A 23,613-nucleotide genomic window follows, 5' to 3' on the forward strand; every position below is an offset into this window, starting at 1 on the left:
GTCGATCTTGCGGATGATGCGGCGGCACAGGTCGGTGTACTCGGTGTATTCCCTGGCGGTGAGCGTCTGCGAGGGGGCGACGACCATCGAGTCGCCCGTGTGGACGCCCATCGGGTCCACGTTCTCCATCGAGGTGATGATGATGACGTTGTCCCGGCAATCGCGCATCACCTCGAACTCGATTTCCTTCCACCCGAGGACCGACTGCTCGACGAGCACCTGGCCGACGGGACTCGTGGTGAGGGCGTGGGTGAGGGCGGCGGCGAGTTCTTCCTGGTTATAGGCCGTCGCGCCGCCCGCGCCGCCCAGCGTGAACGCCGGACGTAGAATCAGCGGGAACCCGATCCGTTGGCCGATCTCCAGACCCTCTTCGACGCTGGTGGCGATGCCGCTCTCCGGCACCCGGATGCCGATCTCCTGCATGGCCTTCTTGAAAAGGTCGCGGTCCTCGGCGCGGCTGATGGCTTCGGGGCTGGCGCCCAGGACCTCGACGCCGTACTTCTTGTACACCCCGGCGCGGGCGAGGAAGACGGCGACGTTGAGGCCTGTCTGGCCGCCGAGGGTCGGCAGAACCGCGTCGGGGCGCTCGCGCGCGATGATTTTTTCAACGACCTCGGCGGTGATGGGCTCAATGTAGGTGCGGTCGGCCATCCGCGGGTCCGTCATGATCGTCGCCGGGTTCGAGTTGATGAGGATGACCCGGTAGCCCTCTTCCTTGAGGGCCTTGCAGGCCTGGGAGCCGGAATAGTCGAACTCGCAGGCCTGGCCGATGATGATCGGGCCGGAGCCGATGATCAGCACGCTCTTGATGTCGGTGCGCTTGGGCACGGGCGTTCCCTGTCCGTTCTTTGAGATTTGAGATCTCAAATCTCAGATCTCAAATTTCAGATTTCAAATCGGAGATCTCCAGTCCAAGACCTCAAACCGCCTCATTCAGGCCTTGCGCCTGCCTCGTTTCTTCGTACGTGCGGGCGGGCGGCCGCCTTCCGAGAATGCCTTCAAGAGCGGGCTCGGCGCGCCTATTTCGTCCGGGCACGGGTGGAACTGAAGGCCCGCCGCGTCGAACTTGCGGCTGCGGATTCCCTCGACCGTCCCGTCATTCAGATTTTCGTAGGCGACGGCAACGTCTCTCGGCAAGCGCTCGCCATCCACCACGAAACTGTGATGCTGAACCGTGATGAGCGAGGGGCCGCCCGTCAGGTCCGTGACGGGGTAGTTGACGCCGCGGTGGCCTGTTTTCATGCGCTTCACTTTGCATCCGAGGGCGAGGGCGAGCACCTCGTGCCCCAGGCCGATCCCCAGCAGCCGAACCTTGCCCAGGAGCCCTGCGACCATCTTGACGGCACGCGTCCGGACGCGCGGGTCGCCCGGACCGCCGGCGACGATGACGGCCTCGGGCTTCTTGGCCAGCACCTCATCGGCGCAGGCCGTGCAGGCCAGAACGTCTACCGAGCAGTCAAGGGCGGCGAGTTGCACGAGCAGGCTGTTCTTCACGCCCAGGTTGACGAGGACGATCCGGTGTTTCGTCGGGCCCTTCGGAGGCCGGACGCTTTCCCAGGTCAATCCCTCGACGAGGTCTCCGCCGAAGGGGGAGGGGGTCTTCTTGAGTTTCCTGGCGATTGCCTTCACGTCAAAGTCGCCGGAGACGATGGCCGCCCCCATCTCGCCGTGGTCCCTCAAGTGAACGGTAACGGCGCGGGTGTCCACCTCGCGGATGCCGACGACGCCGTGCTCCTTCAGAAAATCTTCCAGGGATCCGGTCGCGCGGAAGTTCGAGAAGGTTCGGCTGTATTCACGGACGACGATGCCGCGGACGTGAACGCCGTCGGACTCGTTGTCCTCGTCGTTGACGCCGTAACTGCCGATGATCGGGTACGTGAGGACAGCCAGCGTGCCGGCGTAGGAGGGGTTCGTGAGGAGTTCCTGGTACCCGACGACGCCGGTGGTGAAAACGGCTTCTCCAAAGGCTTCCCCGGCGGCGCCGAAGGGCTTGCCTTCGAACGCCGTGCCGTCCTCGAGAATCAGCGCCGCCTTGTTTCCGCTCATACGGTCTCCGCCGACTTGGTCCGGCGTCTGCTTGGCCGCGAACGCCTAGATGTACTCAATCGTGCTGGGCGGCTTCGGGCTCAGATCGTACACGACTTTCGTTGCGGACGGGATCTCCCGGTAGATCCGATTCTGGATTTTCATGAGCACGGGCCAGGGCAGTTTCGTCGCCGTGGCTGTGATCGCGTTCTCGGAATCCACGCAGCGGACGGCAATGATGTGGCCGAAACGCCGATGGCCGTCCTTCGTCACCCCCGTCGCCCGGTCCTCCAGGAGCACCCCGAACGCCTGGAACTTCTTGAAGCGCTTCGTCTCTTCCTCAACGATCTTGCAGGCGGTGCGGACGATCGCGATGCGCTCGGGGTTCGCCTCGCCGAGGCATCGGCACGCCAAGCCCGGGCCCGGGAACGGCATGCGGGCGTAAAGGCTTCTCGGCAGGCCGAGGGCCCGGCCGACCTTCCGCACGTCGGGCTTGTAGAGCGTCTTGAGGGGCTCGATCGTCGTGTAGCCGTAGCGGCCCTTTGCGCTGATGCCGATCTGGTCCAGCACGTTGTGCTGCGTCTTGACGCCCTTGCGGGTTTCGACGATGTCGGCCGCGATGGTCCCCTGGACGAGGAACTGGGCGCCGGAGGCGCGCACCGCTTTCTTGAAGACCTTGTAGAAGGCGTCGCGGAAGGCTTTGCGCTTCCGCTCGGGATCGGTCCGTCCCTTGAGCGCCGCGAAGAACGTTCGCGCCGCGCGGACGATCCGCACGCGGATGCCGAGGTGCGCGAAAGCCGCGCGGACCTCCTGGGGTTCGTCCTCGCGCATCAGGCCGTCGTCGATGAAGATGACCTTGAGGCGCTTGCCGAGCGCGCGGTGCGCCAGGATCGTGGCGACGGCGCTGTCGACTCCTCCCGACAGGGCGCTGATGGCCCGGCCCTTGCCGACGGTGCGGCGAATGGCGGCGATCTGACGTTGTGCAAATGCCTTGTGGTTCACTTTTTCTCCCCTAATGCGCGTCTGACCTGCGAAGCGTACCCCGCAAGGTTGCTGGTCAGCCTGGCGGGCGAAAGGATAGCGGGCGCACGCGCGGATTGCAAGCATACCTTCCGGGAAATTCCACAGCCCTGGCGGCGAAGTGTTTCCTTAAATCCGGTGGCGGGCGCATGGGGACAAGCCAAGTTCAAGAGCCGTGACCGCGACCAGAAGGTCGCGGCTCGAACGGCAACACGGCGGGTGGGGACACCCGCCGCGCGGTGTTTTTTGGTGCGGCGCGGGCGGGGCGGGGAAACTGGACAAGGGGGGGCGTTGGGTCTATAGTATGGGGTGATTCGCGCGCATGAGGACAGCAGAGATGAGCCACGCCATGGCATTGGCAGCGCCGGCCCACAGCGCCCTGGACTCGAGCGTCCTGGTGCTGAACCGCCTGTTCATGGCGGTGCGGGTGATCCGCGCGCGGCACGCGTTTGTCCTGTTGTGGAAACAGGTGGCGGAGGTCGTGTCGGTGGAGGATGAATCGTACAATTGCTACGATTTTTCTTCGTGGGCTGAACTCTCGCAATACCGGCGGAAGTTCCAGCCGGCGCTGCACCAGGAGTGGATCCGGACGGTGCGGTTCGACCTGGCCGTCCCGCGCGTCATCCGCCTGGTGCGCTACGACCGGATTCCCAAGACGCGTGTGCGGCTAAACCGTCGGAACCTTTTTGCGCGCGATTCGAGCCGGTGCCAGTACTGCGGCCGGAAGTTCCGCACCTCGGACCTTTCGATCGACCACCTCATCCCCCGGAGCCGAGGCGGACACACCGTCTGGAGCAACGTCGTCTGCGCCTGCCTGGAGTGCAACGTGCGCAAGGGCGGGCGGACCCCGGCGGAGGCGGGCATGAACCTGGTGCGCGAACCGAAGGCGCCGCGCTTCAGCCCGGTCATCACGCTGCACGCCCGGGACCCGAAGTATCGGTCGTGGCAGCAGTTTTTGGACGCGGCGTACTGGCACGTGGAACTGCGTGATTGAGGGGGCACGCGCCGCGCACTTGTCCGCCATAGCCTTGGCGACGGCGGAAGCGCGGCGGCTAAATGTGAACGGCGCGCATCCCGCAGATGAGTCCCGGCGCGCCGGGGCTCATCTGCGGGCTTTGAAAGGCGCCCGCTCTGCGGTTGGCCGGGCAGCAGGTTATCGGACGTTCCCGCCGGCATTCCGTCCGGACCGGCTGGGCTGGAAGAGCAGAATCTAAAAGGCCGAAAATCGGCTTATTCGGCCAATAGGGGCCCTTTATCCGCCCCGCCGGCCGGAATCTTTCTCGGAAATTTGCATTTCCGCCGTTCTTGTGTATAATGTCAACGGCAGGGTTGAGTATCTCTGCCGAGATGCACCCGGGGAAAGCGGGCTAAGCGATATAGCCCTCCAATGTGGCGGGACTTTGCGCCGTGCGTGGTTTCTGTTCACGCCATCGGCGCGGCATATCGTCCCCCGCTCCCCCGAAAGACAGGAAAGGACAGTCGCTATGTTTCAGACCACCTTTCGGGCGGTGTTGGGGATCGCGGCGGGCCTCTGGCTGGCGGGCGTGGGCGCCGGCGCCAGCATCCCCGACGGGAACCTCTTTGAAGGCAGGACTCCGGGCGGTTTCGGGCCGTCCGTCGCCCTAACGGCCGACGGTCAGGAACTCGTTGAAGTGTACCTGGCGCCGGCCGGTGGCCAGATCTTCAGGGGCTGGGCCGCACGCCCGCTGGATCCGGCGGCTGAGGATTCCGCGTGGATGGCGGCGGGCGCCCCTCGCACCGTGGTGTTCGAGGCGCCGGCCGAACTGGCCGCTCCCGCCGGCCTGGCGTCGTTCGTGTATCCCGAGGTCACGGGTCTGTCGCATGCGGCGTCGGACGAGCGGGCCAATCCCCTCTCGGACGCAGCGGTCCTGGCGCTCGGTCCGGGCGGCATGGGCCGGTACATGAACGGCAAGCCCGACGGCTCCATCGCGAACTGGATCCTCGCGAATGAATCCGCCATCAGTTACATCCGGCCGCACGTCAACGTCGAGATGATGCTGGCGCTGGAGATACCCGCTGGCGCGGCGGCCTTCGAGGGCCCCGGCCTTGAGCCACACGCCTACATGGCCGTGGACCACCGGACGCGCGTGGACTCGGCCGACATCGGGTCCGCAACGGACGCGTTCGGCCGGCGACCCGTCGAAACACCCGCCCAGGAATCGCAGACGGCCATGGCCGTCGGGCTGGACCTCGGCATCCTGCCGACGTTCCTCTCGCAGATGGGCATGAACATCTCGGTCGTGGCCTCGCAAGGACAGGAAACGGGCAACGTGAAGGTGGCCCTGGTGGGGACGGCGGAACTGCCGATCGACTGGCTGCCGCACGAACGCCCGATCAACCATCCCACCGGCCTGGCCATTTTTCCGTATGACATCGCGTCGAGCCCCTACGAGTTCGGGTCCGGAGGCAGCGGCAGCGGCACGCCGCCCGGCGGCGACGGGGGTGGCGGCGGCGGGGGCGGTGGCGGCGGGGGGGGCGGCGGGGGAGGCGGCCCCATTCCCATCGTCCCAGTGGTTCCGGAGCCTGCGTCGCTCCTGCTTATCGGCCTGGGGGCGATCACCACCTGGGCTGTCCGCCGGCGCCGGCACGGCTAGGCTCTGTCTGAAAAACCCCCATCGGGTGGCGGCCTTCCCAGGCTGCCACCCGTTTCACGTTCTCCTGGTTCTTCGCGGCGGTCCCGGCGCGCCTGCCCCGTTGGGGCCGGGACCGCCGCGCGTTTCTCAGACAGAGCCTAGCCCCATCCGTTGACTTCGTTGCACCGTTTCCTCGGGGCGCGGAAAATCTGCGCACAGAAATCTTTCCTCCAACCCCCTCCTGTGTTAGAATAGGGCTCGGCGCCGGCGCAAAAAAATCGGGCCCCGCCCATACGTCCGAAGACGCCGAGCGAGGCCCTTGCGCTGGGATGGGCCGGAGTTATGAACAACGACATGCTAGGATTCCGGCCGGGAGCATTCAAGAAAATTCCTGGCGAATTTTCTGTCCCCTGAGGCGGGGGAGCGCCGGCCGGCCAAACGGGCGAACCTTGAAAAAGGAGAGACGGCATGACCCGGTTCCCGGAAGGAAAACCCATCGGTAAGGAGTTGCCTCGGCCTGGCGCCGTGACGTGGCTGCTCTGGCTCTTCGCCATTGCGGCATGGGCCGGCGCCCTGGTGGCTCTCGGCGCCGCCATCCTGGAAGCCGTTCAGGAAAAACTTTCCTTCGCGGGATTGGTCCTCGCGACGGGGGTTTTCGCCGGCTGCGCGGTGCTCGGCGTCCTGCCGATGTGCCTGGCGCTGCTTTTGAAGTATGCGTTCAGCGCCTCGGTCAGCGCGAAACTCATGGAGCGGACGCTCCGCACCCTCGAGCAGAAACGCGAGGGCGGCCAGGGGAGTACGGAACTGGAAACCGCGTCCCACCAGGAAGTCGTCAGCCTGCTGTCGGAGATCATGGAGAACACGCTCCTGGGGGAAGACGAGAAGGGTGCGAAGCGGCAACTGGCCAAGAAACACCGCCAGCAGGCCCTTCGGCGCGAGATCGAAGCCCTCATCAACGCCGCCAAGTACCGCGACGCCCAGGAACGGCTCGAAGAGTTCCGCGCCCGCTACGCCGACTCCAACCAGGTCGCCGAACTCGAGGCCCGTCTCTCCGAATCCCTCCGCCAGCACGAACAAACCGAGATCACCGCCATCACCGACCAGATCCACCGGTACACGGGCCTGGGGCTGTGGGAGCGCGCGATGGAGATGGCGCGCGCCCTGGCCGAACAGTACCCCGAGAACCCCGACGCGGCCCGGCTGCCGGAAAGCGTCCGGCTGGAACAGGAAGGCAGCAGTCGCCAGGAGCAGCAGCGCCTGTACCGCGAGATCGAGCACCTTGCGGCCCGGCGGCACTGGCGCCAGGCGCTGCGCGTCGCGGAGTCGCTCCTCGAGAAACACGCCGACAGCCCCGAGGCCCACGCGCTGGCCGGCCAGGTCGAGGAACTCCGCCGCAACGCCGCCGTCATGGAACGCCGAGAATGGGAGACCCGCATCGCCGAACACGTCCAGACCGGCAGACACCGCGAGGCCTACAACCTCGCCGTCGAGTTGATGGAAAAGTACCCCGAGTCGCCGCAGGCCCAGGCCATCCGGGAGCGGCTCGAGCAATTGAAGGCCCGCGCCGGCGTCGCCGAGTAGCGCCGACCGGCGCTTCGGCTAAAAGGCTGTTTCACAACTCCCTCTCCCTCGATGGGAGAGGGAGGGGGTGAGGGTGAAGTCGGCCGAAGGCCTGGCGCTACCCCCCTCACCCTACCCCTCTCCCACGGGGGGAGAGGGGATTTGAAACAGCCTCTAAAGCCCGGAGATGAGACCTGACTTTCGTCAGGTCGAATCTCCGGGACATCCCGGCCTTTCGCTCCGCTCAAGGCCGGGCGTTAACAGATTCGCGCCAAACGCCTCGCTCCGCTCAAGGCCGGGCGTTGAACCACCGCGCGATGCCGGCGGCACGGGATCCCAGCCACCCGAGCGCCCTTCCGGCCGCCCCCTTCACCTTGCCGCTCCTTCCGTGTCGGACCCCTTGGCCGCACGCTCCTGGGCTCGCCGGACGGCCTCGGGCACAAGCGTGCGGATCCGCCGGTCCAACTCCTCAAACGTGTAGTCCCGGCCGAGCGTGACGAGGACCACATCGTATCCTCGTGGCAAGTCGGCCCGCGCCTGCCGGAACGCCTCGCGCAGGAGCCGCTTGACCCGGTTCCGCCCGACCGCTTTGCCGCACCGCTTCCCCACCGACACGCCGAGCCGCGTCACGTCGCGCCCGTTCGGGCGTGCGTAGGCGACCAGCCGCCCGTCGCCCGCGCGGGCGCGTGCGGCATAGACGGCGCGAAAGCCGCTCGCGGCCAGGAGCCGCTCTCGGCGATTGAGCGTCGGTCGTGGCGCGGGCACGCCTCGCGGCGACGCGGGCGAATCGCTCATCCGGCATCCTCTTCCTCTGAGTCCTGCCCGTTCTGGTCGTCCGGCTTCACGGAAAGCCGCCGGCCGGCCTCCGCCCACGCGTCGGTCGTGTCGCTCGGCTTGTGGTCCATCGGCCGGTCCAGCCGCCGCCGCAAAACGCTCAGAAGAAAAAAGACAACAACCAGGCAGGCGACCAGAACCATCCACCAAGCCCAGCCTTCGCCTCGGGCGCTCAAGGCAAGCGAGGACGCAAGGTCGTGGTTCACGATTGTTCCTCCGGTTCCGGCGACCCGTGCTGCTGCGCCTCGCCCCCTTCGGGAGCGCCGGGTTCCGAGATGCCCTCGACCGAGATGTTGACGCCCGGCCGGGGCCGGCCTTCGGGCCAGAGGCGGTCCCAGACGTCGGGCCCGAGTTCGCGTTCGACGATCTCGACGAGCGTCTCCAAATCGCGCCGCATCTGCTCGAACTGCTCCCGCAGTTGCAGCACCGCCCCTACCCCGGGCAGGTTGACGCCCAGGTCGCGATGCAGCGTCACGACGGTCCAGAGCCGGCGCATCTGCGCCCGGCTGAACGACTTCCGCCCGGCCGGCCCCCGCGCCGGCTCGACGAGCCCTTCCTCGACGTACGACTCGACGTCGGCGGGGCTGACACCGAGCCTCTCGGCCGCCTGCTGGACCGTGTAGGTTTCCGGTTCGCTCTGCGGGCTCATGAGTCGCTCCCCGTCCTTACGCGGCGCGCCACGTTCTCCCGCCGCGTCGTGTGCCACGGCCGGTCGCGCTCGCCGCGTGCTTCCGCCCGCGGCTCACCGTGAGCCGCGACCGGAAGGTCGCGGCGATGTTCTCCCGCCGCACCATAAAACCGTCATTCGCCGCCCTTTTTTTTACCCGGCGATTCCTCTTTGGCCCACTCCAGGCCCCGCCGGGGGCCCGGGCCCTCGGCCTCGCGCAATTCCTCGAACAGACGCTTCTGGCGTTCGTCGAGGCGTTTGGGCGGCACGATGCGAATGACGCAGTACTCGTCGCCGCGCGAGTCGCCCTTGGCGTCGGGCAGGCCCTGACCTTTCAGCCGCAGTCTCGCCCCGCCCGCCGTGCCCGGCGGGATACGAACGCTCGTTCGGCCGTGAACGGTCGGCACTTCGACCGTTGCGCCGAGGGCGGCCTCGGCGACGGAGATCGGCACGTCGATGGTCACGTCGCGCCCCTCGGCACGGAAATAGGGGTGCGGCTTGACGCGGACTCTCAGGTACAGGTCGCCGGCGGGCGCCCCGCCCGCGCCCGGCGCTCCCTGGCCGCGGAGGCGGATCCGCTGGCCATCCCGGACTCCCGCCGGAACGTTAATCCGGAGGTGCTCGCGCCGCACACGCCCGTCGCCGACCGGACGCTGCACGAGAACGCTCGTCCGCACGCCGCCCACCGCCTGGTCGAACGACAATTCGATTTCGCTCTCGAGGTTCCGGCCGGCGACCGCCGCCCGCTGGGCCCCGCGCCGGCCGCGCATCCCGCCCAGGCGGCTGAAGATTTCCTCGAAGATGCTCCCCGCCTGGCCGCCCGAACCGGCGAACGCCTCGAACGCCACGTCCTCGAACGGCGACCCTTCGCCGGTCCAGGTGTAGCGGACTCCGGACGGCCCGGCCCCGGTGGCGGCGCCCGCCCGGACGCCTTCGCGCCCGAACTGGTCGTACACTTGGCGCTTCTTGGGGTCCGAGAGGACCTCGTACGCCTCGCCGAGTTCCTTGAACCGGCGTTCGGCCTCGGCGTCGCCGGGGTTCAGATCGGGATGGAACTTGCGGGCGAGTCCGCGATAGGCCTTGCGGACGTCCTCCTGGCTCGCCCCGCGGGGGACGCCGAGCACCTCGTAATAGTCCCGCTCCGCCATGCCAATTTTCCACCCTTCGACAGGCTCAGGGTGGCCCCGAGCGTAGTCGAGGGGCCACAAGGGTTGAGAATCCCGGCCCCAACCCCAACCCCAACCCCAACCCCAACGGGGCAGGCGGGGCAGGCGCGCCGGGACCGGAATGATTATAAGCGAACGCGGGCACGCGGGGCAACGGGTTCGCCGGCCGGAACAACACACGCCGCGCAAGCGCGGCGGCTAAACGTGGCCCGTCTCGACGTGGGCGCGCCCGTCCCTCGCAACCTTGGCGTGAGGCATTGTCTTGTCAGGCTTTGGCCGGGCCCGCCAGACCGAGTTCCTCGGCCGCCTCGCGCATGCCCAGGATCGTGTCGGTGATGAGGTCCGAGAGGTCCATGCCGAGACGCCGGGCGCCGTCCTCGATGACCGCGCGGTTGACGCCTGCCGCGAACGCCTTGTCCTTCCACTTCTTGCGGACGCTCTTGGCGGCCATGTCCATGACGGACCGCGACGGGCGCACGAGCGCGGTCGCGACGACCAGGCCCGTCAGTTCGTCGATGGCATAGAGGACCTTCTCCATCTCGGTCTGGGGCTCGACGTCGGTGCAGAGCCCGTAGCCGTGCGAGACGACGGCCCGGACAAGGCCCTCGGGCCAGCCGCGCTCGCGGAGAATCTCCTCGGTTTTCTTGCAGTGCTGGTCGGGGAACCGCTCGTAATCGAGGTCGTGGATGAGGCCGACGACGCCCCACGTCTCCTCGTCCTGGCCGCGCTTCCGGGCCATGTACCGCATGACAGCCTCGACGGCCAGGGCGTGTTTGATGAGGCCCTCGCTCTTGTTGAACTCCTTCACGAGCGCCATCGCTTCGTCGCGCGTCGGAACATTCGCCGCCATGGTCATCTCCCTTCCGTGTGCCCGGCCTCCGCGGCCTTGCCGGCCAGGGGGAATCGCCGGTAGAGGTCGAGAAGGCAACTGTTCATCACTTTGCCGTAACGTTCGGCGTCGGTCCTGCGGAAGGCCGTCACGTTGGGCTCGGCCGCGCCGTACTCCACCTTCGTGGGCTTGCCGGCATCGTCCAGTTCCACCCGTGCGGGGACGAGTTCGCAGACCCGTTCCTCGGTGGCGCCGGGCGGGGGAGCCGTCGCCGCCACCCACGCGGCGGGGCCGGTGCGGTAGACCTTTCGGCCGGCCGCCGCGAGGAGACTGGGCGTGCACCACATCTCCTTGAGCCCCTTCGGCCGGACGGACGCCAGCGACGCGTCGGCCAGCGCCGCCACGGGCTCGAACGTGCGGGGGTCGAGTTTCCGCATGGCGTAGGTGAAGTAGCACCGCAGACCGGCGGGCACGGTGTCGCCCTCGAACATCGGCCCGAAGTCGAACCGCCAGAACGTGGCCCCCGGGTGCGCCTCCGGAAGGCAGGGGAACCAGACGACCGGCAGGCCCGACGCCAGGAGCGCCCGGTACGATGCGGCATCGAGGCGAACGTTATACTCCCCGCCGCCGACCACCGCGCTGCCGATGTTGGCGTACACGCCGCGGATCTTCTCCCGGCACAGGACCGGGTCGCGGTTGAAGGCCGCGACGACGTCGCGCACGCTGCCGGTCGTGAGGACGGTTACGGGGCCGGCGGCCTCGGCCAGGACCTTCAGGATGAGTGTCACCCCGGCCTGGAACTCGGCCGGCTGGTCGAGCGCCTTGTCGCCCGGGCCCGCCAGAGCGCTCTTGAGCCCGAGCGCCCACGGCACGCGGCGGCCCGTCAGGGCAATCATCTGCTCGACGGCCGGGCGGCCGGCCCGGGCCACCTCCCCGTTCACGTCCAGGATGATCGCCCGGACGTCGAACTCGGGCATCGCGAACACCTGGGCCAGGTCGAAGTGGTCGTCCAGGTCCACGTGCGGGTGATAGAGGTCGGTGGAGTAGATGAGCGGGACGCGCGGCGCCTCGCCGCCCGCCGCCGCCGGCGCGCCGGCGTGGCCGACCGCCACGGCCACCAGTGCCGCCAGGGCCCACGCCATCGCCGCGGCCTTCTGCATGGACCAGCCCTTCCCTTTCCGCCGGGTCATGGTGCCGTTCTCCCCGCGTGCTCGTCCCAGAGTTGCTCCACGCGGTCGGCGAGCCCATCCGTGGGCGTGTCGGGCGCGGCATCGAGCCAGACGAGGCCCTCGAACCGCCGAAGCCATTTCATCTGGGCCCGCGCGAACTGGCGCGTGTGTAGACGAATCGCCTCGAGCGTCTCGTCCCAGGTGATTCGGCCGGCCAGATGCTCCAGGACCTCGGCATAGCCGAGCGCCTGCCTTGGGCCGAGGGCCAATCCCCCCGGCCGGTCCGCGAGCCGGCGCACCTCGTCCTCGAGGCCCGCCTCCACCATCCGCCGGACGCGCGCCTCGATCCGCCGGTCCAGGTCCTGGGGCGACCGGCGGATGGCCACGAGGAGCGGCCGGTAACGTTCGCGGCGACGGCCCCACTGCGTCTGAAGCGCCGAGATGGGCGATCCGGTCAGTTCCCACACCTCGAGCGCGCGGATGATTCGCCTGAGGTCGTTCGGATGGATTCGCCCGGCCGCCGCCGGGTCCACTTCCGCCAGGCACCGATGCAGGGCGTCCGCCCCTTTCGCCTCGGCCTCGGCAGAGAGGCGCGCGCGGACCCGCTCGTCCGCGGCCGGCCCCTCGAAGAGACCCTCCAGGAGCGCCTTCAGGTAGAGCGCCGTCCCGCCGGAGACGATTGCCACGCGCCCGCGGGCGGTCGCGTCGGCGATGGCGGCATCGGCCGACTCGACCCACCGGGCCGTCGAGAATCCCGGCGCGCCGGGACCCGGGTCGGCCACGTCCACGAGATGGTGCGCGACGGCGCGGCGAACGTCGGGCGGCGCCTTGGCGGTCCCGATGTCCATCCCGCGGTACACCTTCATCGAATCGGCCGAGAGGATCTCGCCTCCGAGACGCTCGGCGACGGCCACGGCGAGGCGCTCCTTGCCCGTGGCCGTCTGACCGGTGATGACCAGGATAGGAACGCTCGGCGCCATGGGGGCCAAGGTGCGCCCGGCCCGGCGGCAAGTCAAGGGACTTCGCCTCTTGCATCGGACCTTCGGCCTCGCTATCCTATGCCCCGCGAGAGCGAGGAGGGGCAGGGAGAGGAGCATCGCATGGCCCACCGAATGTTGTGGGTGGTGGCGATCCTGGAGGCGTTCCTCATTCTGGTCGAAGACCAGGTCAAGGACCTGCGGAAACGCTGAGCGCCCGGCGGTCTTGGAGGCGTGCAAGAGCCCGGCTTCCGGCCCGCCACGGGCGGGTAAACTTTGTCCCGGCGCGCCGGGACTACGCCGTGACAGGTCGCCGGGGGTATGCCGTGGCAGGCTTCGTTCGCCGCTCGCAAGGCTCGCGGCGAACGAAGCCTGGTGGCTGCGGGTGGAATCGAACCACCGACACAGGGCTTATGAGTCCCCTGCTCTACCCCTGAGCTACGCAGCCCCGAGCGTAGTTTATGCGCTGCTGCGCCAATGTCAAGGCGTCGGGGATATCGCGGCGCCGTTCCCCGCCCTGGCACATGCCACGGTAGGGAACGTGACCGCCCGCTTCCGCGGGCGGCTCGCATGACATCGCGCCCATTGTCCCGGCGCGCCGGGACGAAGCCGGAAGTCGGGGCGAATTTTACCCGCCGTGGCGGGCCCCGGGACCGCCGCGGCGCGACGAGCGGCCAAAGGCGTCCCGGCCTTTCGTCCCGGCTGCGCCGAGACTCAAGGCCGGGCGTTGAACAAACACAAGGCGCAAGGCACGCCGGGACTCAAGGCCGGGCGTTGACGGGCGTTACCGCCGCCTCACGGCGGCGGCCCAAAACTCACGCGACCTCGACGCCCAGGAACCGGCGGGCGTTGGCGGTGTAGAGTTTCGCGAGGACGTCGTCCGGCAGCGCCAGTCCGTGGACCCTCGCCCCTTCGGGCCAGGGCGCGGACGGGTCCGGCACGGGCGACGGCCTCGGGCCCTCGCCTTCCCACATCCAGCGATGGGCCCAGTACCGCGAGGCATAGTCCTCCGGCACGGCCTCGGAAAAGGCCACCAGGTCCGTGCCGAAGAGAATCCGGTCCGCCCAGCGGACGACGAAGCGGCGGCTCTCGGCGGGCTGGAGCGCGAGAGCCCGCGCGACCCATTTCGTGGCGCTCGAATCGATCGCGTAGTTCGGGTGCCGCTCCAGGAGTCGGCCGAGGTGCGCCAGGTCCTCCGGGTGGCCGCCGAAATGGGCGCCCAGCACCTTGAGGTCCGGGTGGCGGTCGAGGGCGCGCTCGAGCCGGTCGAAGTGTTCCGCTTTCGTGCCGTACCGCGCGCGGTCGGCGTAGTAGGCGGCAAACCAGGCGTCCGGGTCGGCGATGTGGACGAGGGCCGCCATGCCGAGTTCCGCCAACGCCTCCAGGACGGGCCCGAGCGCCGGGCTGTCGATCGAGAAACCTGTCTCGGCGACGAATCGGGGCGAATACCAGAACTTGGCGGCCACCGCCCCGAGATTCCGCGCGGCCAGGATGCGGGCGGCCACCGCCCCGAGATTCCGCGCGGCCAGGATGCGGCCGACGCTCTCGCGAGCGAAGCGTTCCGGCCGGCCGATGAGCCCGTGATCCACCCAGACGATGGGGCGGAACCGGTCCCCCAGCGCCTCGACGAGCGCCGCCATCCCCTCCAGGTCCACCACGCCGCAGACGACGCGGACGCCGAAGGCCTCGGCCACCGCGAGAAGCAGGCGCGCTTCCTCCAGCGTGCGGACGTGGGTGTGGCAATCGACGATGGGGCCGGCGTACCGGCGGATCGGCGGCTTCGAGAGGTCTTCGTCGGTTCGCGGGGCTTCTCGCGGCATAGGGCTAGGATGAGGCCGCGCGGCGGAAAGTCAAGGAAAGTTCCGGGGGGAAGAAATTGCGGATTGCGGATTTCGGATTGCGGATTGAACGGCGGACGGCGTGCGACCGGGGTCAGCGATTGCCGTACCACTTGGCGTAAAACTCGCGGTACGACCCGTCCTTGACGCGGCGCCACCAGTCGGCGTGGTCGCGATACCAGCGGATGGTGTCGGCGAGCCCTTCCTCGATGGAAACCTGCGGCCGCCAGCCGAGTTCCTCTTCGATCCGCGCCGGGTTCATGGCATATCGGCGGTCGTGGCCCGGGCGGTCCTTGACGAAGCGGATGAGCGACTCGGGTTTGCCGACCTGCCGCAGAATCTCGCGCACGACGTCGATGTTCTGCCGTTCGCTTCGCGCGCCGATGTTGTAAACGGTTCCGGGCCGCCCGCCATCGAGCGCCGCCAGGACGGCCCGCGAATGGTCGTCCGTGTGGATCCAGTCCCGCACCTGGCGCCCGTCGCCGTACACCGGCAGAGGCTTATCCTCCAGCGCGTTGGAGAGCATCAGGGGGATGAGTTTCTCCGGGAACTGGTACGGCCCGTAATTGTTCGAGCAGCGGGTGATGACGACGTCCTGCCCGTACGTGTGCCGGGCGGCGAGGACGAGGAGGTCCGCGGCGGCCTTGCTGGCCGCATACGGGCTGGAGGGGACGAGCGGCGAGGCCTCTGTGAACGCCGAGGCGCCGGGCCCGAGCGACCCGTACACCTCGTCCGTCGAGACCTGGAGGAACCGCTTGACCCCCTTCTCGCGGGCCGCGTCCAGGAGCACCTGCGTCCCCAGGACGTTCGTCCGGACGAACGCCAGGGGCCCGAGGATGGACCGGTCCACGTGGGTTTCGGCGGCGAAGTTGAGGAGAGCGTCGGCTCCCTGGGGGACGGCCTGGCGCACCGCCTCGGGGTCGCAGATGTCGGCCCGGACAAACGCGTGCCGATCCGCCGGAACCCCTTCCAGGTTTCCCAGGTTTCCGGCATAGGTCAAGAGGTCAATCGTGACGATCCGCAGGTCCGGCCGCTCCTCGAGCGCGAGCCGAACAAAGTTCGACCCGATAAATCCGGCGCCTCCGGTCACGACCCAGGTGGGCATGGGTGGCTTCCTGCTCCGGCCGGTCTAGGTTCTGTCTGATAAATCCAGAATGCTCTTGGGTGGCGGCCCCGCCCCGGCGGGTAAACTTCCTAGGCCGCCACCGCCTTCCGTGCCCTGCGCGGTGGCCTGGGAAGGCCACCGCGCGATTTATCAGACAGAACCTAAAGCAGAGCGACACAAACACCGCCGGACGGCGGCGCCCGGTCGCCCTTGCGTTCTCGTGCAGGCCGTAAAAGCCCATTTAGGCGATGGGACTTACTCAGTCGCCTTCTTCTCAACGGCCTTGGCGGCCTCGGGGGCAGCCTTCTTGGCAGCCTCGGGGGCAGCCTTGCCGGCCTCTTCGGCGGCCTTGTTCAGCAGATCGGTGGCTTTCTCCGCCGACGGCTTCTTGGCCGGCGGCGCAGGCGCCTCCGCCTTCTTGCAGCCGACCAGCGGCACCGTCAGAAACGCCAACAACGCCAGCATCGCTACGTACCTCATCCTCAGTCTCCTTTCGCAGAACCTCGTCGTCAAACCCTGGGCCCCTTTGGCCCCCATGGCTGTTCCACAGCCCTTGGACACATTGTAACACCCGCCGGGGGGTCTGCAAGAGAATCTCGGGCCGATGCGGCATCCCCCGGCCGGACCGTCAGGAGTCGAAATGCGCCTTCTCGTCCCGAATGCTCCACAGGTTCGGGTTCCGCATGTACTCATAGAGGTCCACGAGGAGCGCCAGGTGCTTGTCCTCCTCGGCCTTCAGTCGGCCGAAGAGGTCCTTGGCCTCGGGGTCCTCGGCCTTGGCGGCGGCGTCCTGGTAGAAGGCGATCGCCTCGCGCTCCATCTTCTGCCCCAGTTCGATCGCCTCGAGGTCGCCGGTCTCGGGCTTCACGGCGCGGTCGGTCTTCGCGTGGGCCCGCTTCAGGATGTCCGGCCCGGTCGGCGGCAGCGAGACGTTCCGCGGGCACACGCCCCCTCTCGACCACGACGCGAGCAACTGCTCGTGCTTCGTCTCGTCGTCCGCCAGCCGCCCGAACATCTTCTTGCCGAGGGGATGGTTCGTGTTCTTCGCCGCTCGCAGATAAAAATCGTGGGCGTCCCGCTCCTTGCGGATCCCCATCTCCAGGATCCCGCACATCCGTTCCGTCAGTGCCATCCGCTCCTCCTTCGATTCCCCGTGAACACGGGGCAATTCTAACCTGCTGCACCCGCCGAGCCAACCCCAAAACCCCCGTCGCGGCGAAGAGCGCTCGGCGCGCAGCGAACAGCGAACAGCGTCCCGGCGTTTCGCTGCGCTCAACACCGGGCGTTAACAGATTCGCACGCGCGACGCGCTCAATCGCCGCGATTCACGCGCGCGATGCGCAGCGCCGCACGCCGTTAACGCCCGGGGATGAGGCCCCGGCGCAGCCGGGGCGAATCCCCGGGACGGTCGCGGCGTCGGGGCGTTTACAGGTGCGCCTCATAACGCCCGGGGATGAGGCCCCGGCGACTTGTCCCGGCGTAGTCGAAGACGAAGCCGGAAGCCGGGGCGGAATCCCCGGGACCACCCCCGCGCTCGGCACGGCCCCTCAGGGATCGCCCCGCACCCACACCCAGGCGCCGGGCGCGTGACTCTTGATATAGTTTAGCACGTTCTGCCAGTGCGCCTCGTCGCGCACGCGGATCGGCCGGCATCCTTCCTGCCAGACCCGGCCGGGAAGGCGGTCGCGCATCCGGTGCGACGAAACCTTCTTCGCCCGCCCCACCAACGTCTTGAGGCCCTCGCCGGGGCATTCGAGCGCCGCATGCACGTGCTCCGCGCCCACGGACAAGGCAAAGACCTCGACGCCTTCGAGGCCGAACCGCTCCAGACACGCCCGGCCGAGGGGCTCGCGCAAGGGCGCGGGGAGGACGACGGGCGGCTTCTTCAGGCTCTGCTGCGCGTGCGCGTGAAGCCGGTCATAGGTGCCGGGCGGCGGCGGGTGACGGTAATCCCACGGCACCTGTCGGCGTCCCTTTCGGGTGCGGAAGCCTCGCGGGTCGCCGGGGAGCCAACTGCCGTACGTGCCCCACATCACGTGATAGCGCATGGGCGAGCCCCCGTTGATTCATTGCTATCTTATCCCGGCCTTTCGCTTCGCTCAAGACCGGGCGTTAAACAGATTCGCGCCGCCGGCGCTCGGCGCACAGCAAACGGCAAACAGCGTCCCGGCGTTTCGTCCCGGCGTTTCGCTTCGCTCAAGACCGGGCGTTAACAGACTCGCGCGACGCGCTGCGCTCAAGCGCCTTGGGTTCAGGCGCGCGATGCTCGGCGCCGCACGCCGTTAACGCCCGGGGATGAGGCCCCGGCGCAGCCGGGGCGGAATCCCCGGGACCGGCGCGGCGAAGAGCGCTCGGCGCACAGCAAACAGCGAACAGCGTCCCGGCGTTTCGCTTCGCTCAACGCCGGGCGTTAAAAAACTCACCTGTCGCACGCCGCTCAGCGCTCGGCGCCAACAGCGCGCCAGCGGCGCAGGGCGTCGAGCGTCCGCTGCATGTCGTCCGGCAGCGGCGCTTCGAGGACGAGCGGCTCGCCGGTGCGCGGATGCCGAAGCGCGAGCCGCGCCGCGTGCAGCGCTTGCCGCGCCAAGAGCACCTCGTCCCTTTCCGCCCGGCCGCGCGCGATCTCCTGGAGGGTCAACCTGTCCCGGCTTCCGTACTGCCGGTCGGCGACAACGCGATGGCCGATGTACGCGAGGTGGACGCGAATCTGGTGGGTGCGTCCGGTTTTCGGCCAGACGCGGACGACCGCAAACCCATCGAACGTTTCGGCGACCTCGTAATGGCTGGCGGCTTCTTTGCCGGTGCCGTCGCGGCGGACGGCGTAGCGCGTGCGGACGTGGCGGTCCTTTCCGAGGGGCTGCTCGATGACGTCGGCGTCGAGTTCCGGCACGCCCTCGACGATGGCGACGTACTGCTTCTCGACGGTCCGGTCCTCCCATTGCCTCGCCAGCCGCACGTGGGCCGCGTCGGTCTTGGCGAAGAGGATGATGCCGGAGGTGTCGCGGTCGAGGCGGTGGACGACGCCCGGCCGCCAGGGGTCGCCGCCGCGCGAGAGGCTCGTCGCGTGGTAGGCCACCGCGTTGACGAGCGTCCCGTGCGGGTTGCCGCGCGCGGGGTGCACGATAATCCCGGGCGCCTTGTTGACGGCGAGGAGGTCGTCGTCCTCGTAGAGGACACAGATGGGAATCGGTTCGGGGACGATGCCGAGCGGCCGGGACTTGTAAAGCGTGACGAAGAGGTGGTCTCCCCGGTGCACTTCGCCCGAGGGTTTCGTGACGGGTTCGTCGTTCACGAGGACGCGCCCGTCGCGGATGAGTTTCTGAAAACTAGCGCGGCTGTGGGCGGGCCAGCGAAGGGCGAGGAAGCGGTCGAGGCGCGGCTCGGTCGGCTCGCTCTGGAGGGTGATTTCGAGGGTTTCCGGCTCGCGGTCGGGGAGGTGCATTTCTTCACGCTGTGTTTTTCAACGCAGAGAACGCGGAGAACGCAGAGAACAGCAAGAAGTACAGAATGACCTTAAACGATGTTGCTTTGAAAAACAGACTGTTTCTTCTCTGCAATCTCTGCGCTCTCCCCATGTAACAAAGGGGCCCTTTGGGCTGCGTTGAAAGGGCGTTGTAAACTTACAAGAGGCTCTTGGCCAGGTCCACCGCGCTGGCGGCGTCGGGCGCGTATCCGTCGGCCCCGATCTCGTCGGCGTAGCCTTGAGTGATCGGCGCCCCGCCTATCATCACCTTCACCTTCAGGCCCGCCTGCTTCAGCACGTCCACGACGGTCTTCATGTTGGGCATCGTCGTCGTCAGGAGGGCCGAGATCGCCACGATGTCCGCGTTGACTTTCTTGGCGGCCTCGACGAACTTCGCCGGGTCCACATCCACGCCGACGTCGGTCACGTGGTACCCGCCGCCTTTCAGCATCATCGCCACCAGGTTCTTGCCGATGTCGTGCAGGTCCTGTTTCACGGTGCCGATGACGACCTTGCCGCGCGGCTTGATGCCCGAGGCCGTTAATCGCCCCCTGGACCAGCCGGACGACCGTGTCCCGGTCCCCCCGTTCCAGCGCCGCTGCCATCCCTGCCAAATCCGCCATGGGTTGGTCCTCTCTCAAAAAGGTTCGCCTGCACAGGAGACTCGATCGCCCACCGGCGCACGCCGGGGCGGACTATTTCTCGGCCTTCGGTTCGGGCGTCTGGCCGGACTTCGGTTCGGCGGGCGGTCCGGTTTCGGGCGCTTTCGGTTCGCCCGGTTTTGCCGCGCCGCCGCCCTCGCCTGGTTCCTTGGGCTTCTCGGGTTTTTCAAGAGGCTCGTCGGAAAAGGCGATCGGCTCGTAGCCCGCCAGCGCCTCCAGATGCGATTTGGCCTTCGCGGCCGCAACCGACTGAGGCCACTCTTTGCGCACTTCCTCGAGGGCCGCCCGGCCCTCGTCGAGCCGGCCTTCCTCAAGGAGGACAAGAGCGAGCCCGACCCGGGCCATCGGCCGGCGGACGTCGTCGGTCTCGGCCATCTTCGTGTAGAGGTCTCTGGCCTCGGCGAGTTGCTTCTCGCGTTTGGCTTGCCGGTCGGCGCCTTCGCCGGCCTCGACGCCGCCCGCCGACTCGCGAAGCACCCGATCCGCCAGCATCAAGCGCGCCGTCGGAGTCTGCGGCGAGTCGGGATAGGTGCGGAGGAACTCTCGGAGCGGCTCCGCCTCGAAACTTCGCTGCGCCCGGTTGAACACCGCCGACGACACCGACTCCGCCCCGGAACCGCGCTGGATTCTCGGCAACACGAAAAAGACGAACGCCGCCAGAAGGACCACCAGGGCGCCCCAGCCTAAAATCCGGGCGTGCGGCTTCAGGCGAAGGATCACCCGCCCGATCCAGTCCGCCAACTCGTTCGTCTGCAACTCGTGCTTGCGCTTGCTCTTCATATCCCCGACCCCGTGTCAGGCTCCATCGGCCTGCCGCCCCGCGGGAAGACCTGAATCAGGAGTTTCGCGCCCCAGTCGTCCCAGATGCTGATGTGGCAACTTTCGGTGCCTTTCTCGAACTGGAACCGCTGCCGGCCGACCGAAAAACTTTCCTCCACGAGCGTCCAGCCTGCCGCGGGCATCTGGCGCCGATAAAACTCGGCCACCTGGCGCACCGGCGCCCCGCCTTTGTACAGGTGCCGCACGAACCGCAACTCGCCGACCTTGCGGTCCTTCGATTCCTGGTCGTCGAACTTGAAGTTCGCGGGCACTGGGACGTCCGCCACCCGCGGCGCCAGCGCCGGCGCCGACGCCGCCGCGCCCCGCTCGTTTTCGCCCCCGCACCCGAGCGCCAGCACCATCAGGCCCACGAGCGCCAGGGCCGCCAGCACCGGCAACCCGATCGCCGGACGAATCAACCGCGCTATCCGCTGGAACGTTCGCATTTATTGTCCCTCCCGCTCAAGCGCCCGGGCGACCAGCCTCTCGGCCGCCGCCAGGGCCGCCTGGATCTCCTTCGCTCCGAGTCCCGCACCCGCCAGGACGCGCTCCGCGTTCTCGGGGGGCTTCAGGTCCCCGACGTCGTGGCTGTCGGAACCGTAGATCACCTGGGCCCCGACTTCGCGCGCGAGGCGCGCCACGTGCCCGTTCGTGAGCGAGTGGCCGGCCCGGCCGCTGATCTCCAGCAGGACGCCGCGCTCCGCCGCCAGCCGCGCGTCCGACTCCGCGAGGCGCCCCGGATGCGCGAGGATGTCGCACCCCGCTTCGATGCCGGCCCGGTTCGTCCCTTCGATGACCGGCTCGACGGGCGATTCGCCGTGCACCACCACGATCCGCGCCCCGAGCCGGCGCGCCCGCTCGACGACCCGCGCGATGTGCCTGGGGCGGCAGTGCGTCACCTCCGCACCCGCCAGCACCGTCATCTCCATCTCGCCCGCCAGGTCCGCCGCCACCCGCGCCAGCACCGGCACCACCGTCTCGACCATCCCCGTGTCCACGTGGTCCGTCATCGCCAGGGCCCGGTACCCCAGCACCTCGAACCGGCGCGCCAGTTCCGTGGGGATGAGTTCCCCGTCCGAAAGTAGCGTGTGCGTGTGGAGGTCGATCATTCGGCTCTGTCGGGTCTCCCCATGCCTCCCCCCGGTCCGTCAAGGGCCAAATCCCTCCTTCGGGGGTTCGGCACTTGAAGACTGTAGTCCCGCCGGGGCTTCAGGTCAAGGCTCTTCCGCCCAACCCTCTTGCGGCGGCGGGAGCGATTGGGCTTGAACTTGGCCCGCGGCGCGAGCACATTGAGCGTGTCATCCAAAGGAGGTTCCCCATGAACCGCCGGCAATTCTCCAAGGGGGTGGTCGTGCTCGCGGGCGACTCGAACAGGCGACCTGCGGTTCAGGAAACCTGTTCTAGCCACAACCCGCCACGGGAAACGTTCTTTTCTCCCGCATGACGGCCTCGATATCCTTCAATTCCAGCGGCGCAGCGGCGGTGAGATTTTCGATGCCGCTTTCGGTGACGGCCACCGTGTCCTCGACGCGGATATAGAGCTTCTCTTCGGGCACCCACATCTGCGGATCAACGGCAAAAACAACGCCCGGGCGCAGCGGCCCCGCGTGGTAATCCCCCACATCATGGACGGCCATGCCGACGGCGTGCGAGAGGTGGCCCTTGAACTCAAGGGTCCGCCGCGCGGCACTCTCGTAGATCGGTTTCGAGAACCGCGTCCTGCCGATCACGTCGACCATCTCGGCCGCGGCCTCGGCCAGGACCTGGTCCGCGGTGGCGCCGGGCCGAATGCGGCGCAGCAGCACCTTATGATACTCCACCATGAACCCATAAAGTTCACGCTGCCTGGGCGCGTAAGTCCCGTTGACCGGGCACATGCGGCCGATGTCGCTCGTGTAGTACCCGTAGTCGGGGGCGGTGTCCACGAGGACGAGGTCGCCGTCGGCCAACTCGCAGTTGTTGCGGAAGTAATGGGCGTTCCACGCGTTCGCGCCGCCGGCGATAATGTGCCGATACCCAAGCCCCTGCGCCCCGTGGGCCAGGTAAACGCGGTCGGCGATTGCGCCCAAATGGCACTCGACAACGCCCGGCCTCGTCGCCCGCATCGCTTCTGTCACCGCCATCGCGGACAAGAGGCCCGCCCGTCGCAGGAGGTCGATCTCGCGCGGGCTCTTGATCGCACGCAACGTATCCAGAATCGGCGACAGGTCGCGGATCTCGACCGCCGGCAGCCGCGACCGCACGAGGCCGATGAGATACTGCTCGCGGCTCGGCCGTTCGTCCCACGGGTCGGCGGCTACGAGTTTGTCCGACCGGATCAGTTCGTCGCGGCTGCCCTTCGGGCCCTCGGCCGGAGCGTGCGGCGTGTAAAGTGCGGATGCCGCCTTGAGGTGCTCGGCGAGCAACTCGCTCCCATAGACCGCGTCGACGCCGGTGAATCGTCGGATGAGGTCAGCGTCTTCCGCGGCGAGTGCCGCACCCTCGGCGCCCGCTCGCTCCGGACGATGCGGAAGATAGAGTGCCGTGGTTCGATTCGCTCCCGAAAGAAGCAGGTACGCCTGCGGCACTTCCACGCCACAGCAGTAGTAGAACTCATTCGTCTGCCGGAAGACCTCGAAACCGCGGACGGGCGGAGCGCCCTGCAGGAGCGCGTGTGCCCCGGGGCCGATGGCGTCGAAGATCTTCGCCCGCCGCGCCCTAAACTCTTCCGGCGGGAAATCGGCCTGGAACAGCGAACGCTCCGGCGCGTCGCCCGCGCGGGCGATGCGGTGCGGCTCAATCGATGGGAATCGGCGGGCCATCTCTCGTCCTTTCTCCAATCGCCGCAATTCACGCAACAAGCCGTGCGGTCCGTTGCGGCAGCGTATTGTACCACCGTGCGGAAC

General features: G+C 68.1%; 23 protein-coding genes, 1 tRNA gene and 1 pseudogene. 3 read left to right on the plus strand and 22 right to left on the minus strand.

The annotated features are described in order from the left end of the window. The 3 genes from NTX40_03040 to NTX40_03050 all read right to left on the minus strand — a co-directional run. On the minus strand, positions 1-828 hold an 828-nt coding region (locus NTX40_03040), incomplete at its 3' end, for an ATP-grasp domain-containing protein (protein ID MCX5648064.1). Between the two features lie 105 nt (positions 829-933). Then, positions 934-2,046, minus strand: a complete 1,113-nt coding sequence (gene carA / locus NTX40_03045; protein MCX5648065.1) for a glutamine-hydrolyzing carbamoyl-phosphate synthase small subunit — start codon at positions 2,044-2,046, stop codon at positions 934-936. A gap of 45 nt (positions 2,047-2,091) precedes the next feature. After that, on the minus strand, positions 2,092-3,027 hold the full coding sequence (locus NTX40_03050) for an ExsB family transcriptional regulator (protein MCX5648066.1): 936 nt from the start codon (positions 3,025-3,027) through the stop codon (positions 2,092-2,094). Between the two features lie 355 nt (positions 3,028-3,382). Between NTX40_03050 and NTX40_03055 the strand changes: the two genes are divergently transcribed. From NTX40_03055 to NTX40_03065, 3 genes are all read left to right on the plus strand, one after another. Next, a complete protein-coding gene (locus NTX40_03055) occupies positions 3,383-4,039 on the plus strand; it encodes an HNH endonuclease (GenBank protein MCX5648067.1) in 657 nt (218 codons plus the stop codon). A 490-nt stretch (positions 4,040-4,529) separates the two neighbouring features. Continuing rightward, entirely contained in the window at positions 4,530-5,660 is a 1,131-nt protein-coding gene (locus tag NTX40_03060) for a PEP-CTERM sorting domain-containing protein (protein MCX5648068.1), read from the plus strand. A gap of 447 nt (positions 5,661-6,107) precedes the next feature. After that, positions 6,108-7,220, plus strand: a complete 1,113-nt coding sequence (locus NTX40_03065) for a hypothetical protein (GenBank protein ID MCX5648069.1) — start codon at positions 6,108-6,110, stop codon at positions 7,218-7,220. Between the two features lie 348 nt (positions 7,221-7,568). Here the strand turns inward: NTX40_03065 and rnpA are convergent, their stop codons facing one another. The 19 genes and pseudogenes from rnpA to NTX40_03160 form a co-directional block, all read right to left on the minus strand. After that, positions 7,569-7,994, minus strand: coding sequence for a ribonuclease P protein component (gene rnpA / locus NTX40_03070; GenBank protein ID MCX5648070.1), 426 nt, complete (start codon positions 7,992-7,994; stop codon positions 7,569-7,571). After that, positions 7,991-8,239 (minus strand): hypothetical protein, encoded by a 249-nt coding sequence (locus NTX40_03075; protein ID MCX5648071.1) that lies wholly within the window; start codon positions 8,237-8,239, stop codon positions 7,991-7,993. Before NTX40_03075 ends, rnpA begins: the two co-directional genes overlap by 4 nt. Further along, positions 8,236-8,682, minus strand: coding sequence for a MerR family transcriptional regulator (locus tag NTX40_03080; GenBank protein MCX5648072.1), 447 nt, complete (start codon positions 8,680-8,682; stop codon positions 8,236-8,238). Before NTX40_03080 ends, NTX40_03075 begins: the two co-directional genes overlap by 4 nt. 152 nt (positions 8,683-8,834) lie before the next feature. Continuing rightward, on the minus strand, positions 8,835-9,848 hold the full coding sequence (locus NTX40_03085; protein ID MCX5648073.1) for a J domain-containing protein: 1,014 nt from the start codon (positions 9,846-9,848) through the stop codon (positions 8,835-8,837). 283 nt (positions 9,849-10,131) lie between these two features. Then, positions 10,132-10,716, minus strand: coding sequence for an HDIG domain-containing protein (locus NTX40_03090; GenBank protein ID MCX5648074.1), 585 nt, complete (start codon positions 10,714-10,716; stop codon positions 10,132-10,134). A gap of 2 nt (positions 10,717-10,718) precedes the next feature. Next, positions 10,719-11,885 (minus strand): hypothetical protein, encoded by a 1,167-nt coding sequence (locus NTX40_03095; protein ID MCX5648075.1) that lies wholly within the window; start codon positions 11,883-11,885, stop codon positions 10,719-10,721. Next, a complete protein-coding gene (gene miaA / locus NTX40_03100) occupies positions 11,882-12,844 on the minus strand; it encodes a tRNA (adenosine(37)-N6)-dimethylallyltransferase MiaA (protein MCX5648076.1) in 963 nt (320 codons plus the stop codon). The genes NTX40_03095 and miaA overlap by 4 nt, the downstream gene beginning before the upstream one ends. Before the next feature lie 370 nt (positions 12,845-13,214). Further along, positions 13,215-13,289, minus strand: a tRNA-Met gene (locus NTX40_03105). 367 nt (positions 13,290-13,656) lie between these two features. Continuing rightward, positions 13,657-14,661, minus strand: a complete 1,005-nt coding sequence (locus NTX40_03110) for an amidohydrolase family protein (protein ID MCX5648077.1) — start codon at positions 14,659-14,661, stop codon at positions 13,657-13,659. Positions 14,662-14,773: 112 nt separating this feature from the next. Then, complete coding sequence (rfbB, locus tag NTX40_03115) at positions 14,774-15,784, minus strand: dTDP-glucose 4,6-dehydratase (GenBank protein MCX5648078.1); 1,011 nt, start codon at positions 15,782-15,784, stop codon at positions 14,774-14,776. Between the two features lie 255 nt (positions 15,785-16,039). Next, positions 16,040-16,264, minus strand: a complete 225-nt coding sequence (locus NTX40_03120) for a hypothetical protein (protein MCX5648079.1) — start codon at positions 16,262-16,264, stop codon at positions 16,040-16,042. A 148-nt stretch (positions 16,265-16,412) separates the two neighbouring features. Then, the gene (locus tag NTX40_03125) at positions 16,413-16,916 is read right to left on the minus strand and encodes a ferritin family protein (protein ID MCX5648080.1); all 504 of its coding nucleotides are present in this window, start codon (positions 16,914-16,916) and stop codon (positions 16,413-16,415) included. 415 nt (positions 16,917-17,331) lie between these two features. After that, positions 17,332-17,832, minus strand: coding sequence for a hypothetical protein (locus tag NTX40_03130; protein ID MCX5648081.1), 501 nt, complete (start codon positions 17,830-17,832; stop codon positions 17,332-17,334). 389 nt (positions 17,833-18,221) lie between these two features. Further along, positions 18,222-19,226 carry an RluA family pseudouridine synthase gene (locus NTX40_03135; protein MCX5648082.1) on the minus strand — a complete coding sequence of 335 codons (1,005 nt, stop codon included), beginning with the start codon at positions 19,224-19,226 and terminating at the stop codon, positions 18,222-18,224. 178 nt (positions 19,227-19,404) lie between these two features. Next, positions 19,405-19,791, minus strand: a pseudogene (locus NTX40_03140) (cobalamin-dependent protein). Positions 19,792-19,942: 151 nt separating this feature from the next. Further along, complete coding sequence (locus tag NTX40_03145; protein ID MCX5648083.1) at positions 19,943-20,689, minus strand: hypothetical protein; 747 nt, start codon at positions 20,687-20,689, stop codon at positions 19,943-19,945. Further along, the gene (locus NTX40_03150) at positions 20,686-21,174 is read right to left on the minus strand and encodes a hypothetical protein (GenBank protein ID MCX5648084.1); all 489 of its coding nucleotides are present in this window, start codon (positions 21,172-21,174) and stop codon (positions 20,686-20,688) included. The genes NTX40_03145 and NTX40_03150 overlap by 4 nt, the downstream gene beginning before the upstream one ends. Further along, positions 21,175-21,837 (minus strand): histidinol phosphate phosphatase domain-containing protein, encoded by a 663-nt coding sequence (locus NTX40_03155; GenBank protein MCX5648085.1) that lies wholly within the window; start codon positions 21,835-21,837, stop codon positions 21,175-21,177. It lies immediately after the preceding gene. A 291-nt stretch (positions 21,838-22,128) separates the two neighbouring features. Then, positions 22,129-23,529: an aminopeptidase P N-terminal domain-containing protein gene (locus tag NTX40_03160; protein MCX5648086.1), complete on the minus strand. Its 1,401-nt coding sequence runs from the start codon at positions 23,527-23,529 to the stop codon at positions 22,129-22,131. Positions 23,530-23,613 lie beyond the last annotated feature (84 nt).

The organism is Planctomycetota bacterium, assembly GCA_026387035.1.
GTDB lineage: Bacteria > Planctomycetota > Phycisphaerae > FEN-1346 > FEN-1346 > JAPLMM01.

Bases quoted from the DNA above. Each gene is read 5' to 3' on its own strand.
- carA (MCX5648065.1), bottom strand. From the start codon at position 2,046: ATGAGCGGAAACAAGGCGGCGCTGATTCTCGAGGACGGCACGGCGTTC.
- NTX40_03110 (MCX5648077.1), bottom strand. From the start codon at position 14,661: ATGCCGCGAGAAGCCCCGCGAACCGACGAAGACCTCTCGAAGCCGCCG.
- rfbB (MCX5648078.1), bottom strand. From the start codon at position 15,784: ATGCCCACCTGGGTCGTGACCGGAGGCGCCGGATTTATCGGGTCGAAC.
- NTX40_03080 (MCX5648072.1), bottom strand. From the start codon at position 8,682: ATGAGCCCGCAGAGCGAACCGGAAACCTACACGGTCCAGCAGGCGGCC.
- rnpA (MCX5648070.1), bottom strand. From the start codon at position 7,994: ATGAGCGATTCGCCCGCGTCGCCGCGAGGCGTGCCCGCGCCACGACCG.
- NTX40_03145 (MCX5648083.1), bottom strand. From the start codon at position 20,689: ATGAAGAGCAAGCGCAAGCACGAGTTGCAGACGAACGAGTTGGCGGAC.
- NTX40_03065 (MCX5648069.1), top strand. From the start codon at position 6,108: ATGACCCGGTTCCCGGAAGGAAAACCCATCGGTAAGGAGTTGCCTCGG.
- NTX40_03085 (MCX5648073.1), bottom strand. From the start codon at position 9,848: ATGGCGGAGCGGGACTATTACGAGGTGCTCGGCGTCCCCCGCGGGGCG.
- NTX40_03160 (MCX5648086.1), bottom strand. From the start codon at position 23,529: ATGGCCCGCCGATTCCCATCGATTGAGCCGCACCGCATCGCCCGCGCG.
- NTX40_03055 (MCX5648067.1), top strand. From the start codon at position 3,383: ATGAGCCACGCCATGGCATTGGCAGCGCCGGCCCACAGCGCCCTGGAC.
- NTX40_03060 (MCX5648068.1), top strand. From the start codon at position 4,530: ATGTTTCAGACCACCTTTCGGGCGGTGTTGGGGATCGCGGCGGGCCTC.
- miaA (MCX5648076.1), bottom strand. From the start codon at position 12,844: ATGGCGCCGAGCGTTCCTATCCTGGTCATCACCGGTCAGACGGCCACG.
- NTX40_03090 (MCX5648074.1), bottom strand. From the start codon at position 10,716: ATGGCGGCGAATGTTCCGACGCGCGACGAAGCGATGGCGCTCGTGAAG.
- NTX40_03155 (MCX5648085.1), bottom strand. From the start codon at position 21,837: ATGATCGACCTCCACACGCACACGCTACTTTCGGACGGGGAACTCATC.
- NTX40_03130 (MCX5648081.1), bottom strand. From the start codon at position 17,832: ATGCGCTATCACGTGATGTGGGGCACGTACGGCAGTTGGCTCCCCGGC.
- NTX40_03125 (MCX5648080.1), bottom strand. From the start codon at position 16,916: ATGGCACTGACGGAACGGATGTGCGGGATCCTGGAGATGGGGATCCGC.
- NTX40_03150 (MCX5648084.1), bottom strand. From the start codon at position 21,174: ATGCGAACGTTCCAGCGGATAGCGCGGTTGATTCGTCCGGCGATCGGG.
- NTX40_03095 (MCX5648075.1), bottom strand. From the start codon at position 11,885: ATGACCCGGCGGAAAGGGAAGGGCTGGTCCATGCAGAAGGCCGCGGCG.
- NTX40_03120 (MCX5648079.1), bottom strand. From the start codon at position 16,264: ATGAGGTACGTAGCGATGCTGGCGTTGTTGGCGTTTCTGACGGTGCCG.
- NTX40_03135 (MCX5648082.1), bottom strand. From the start codon at position 19,226: ATGCACCTCCCCGACCGCGAGCCGGAAACCCTCGAAATCACCCTCCAG.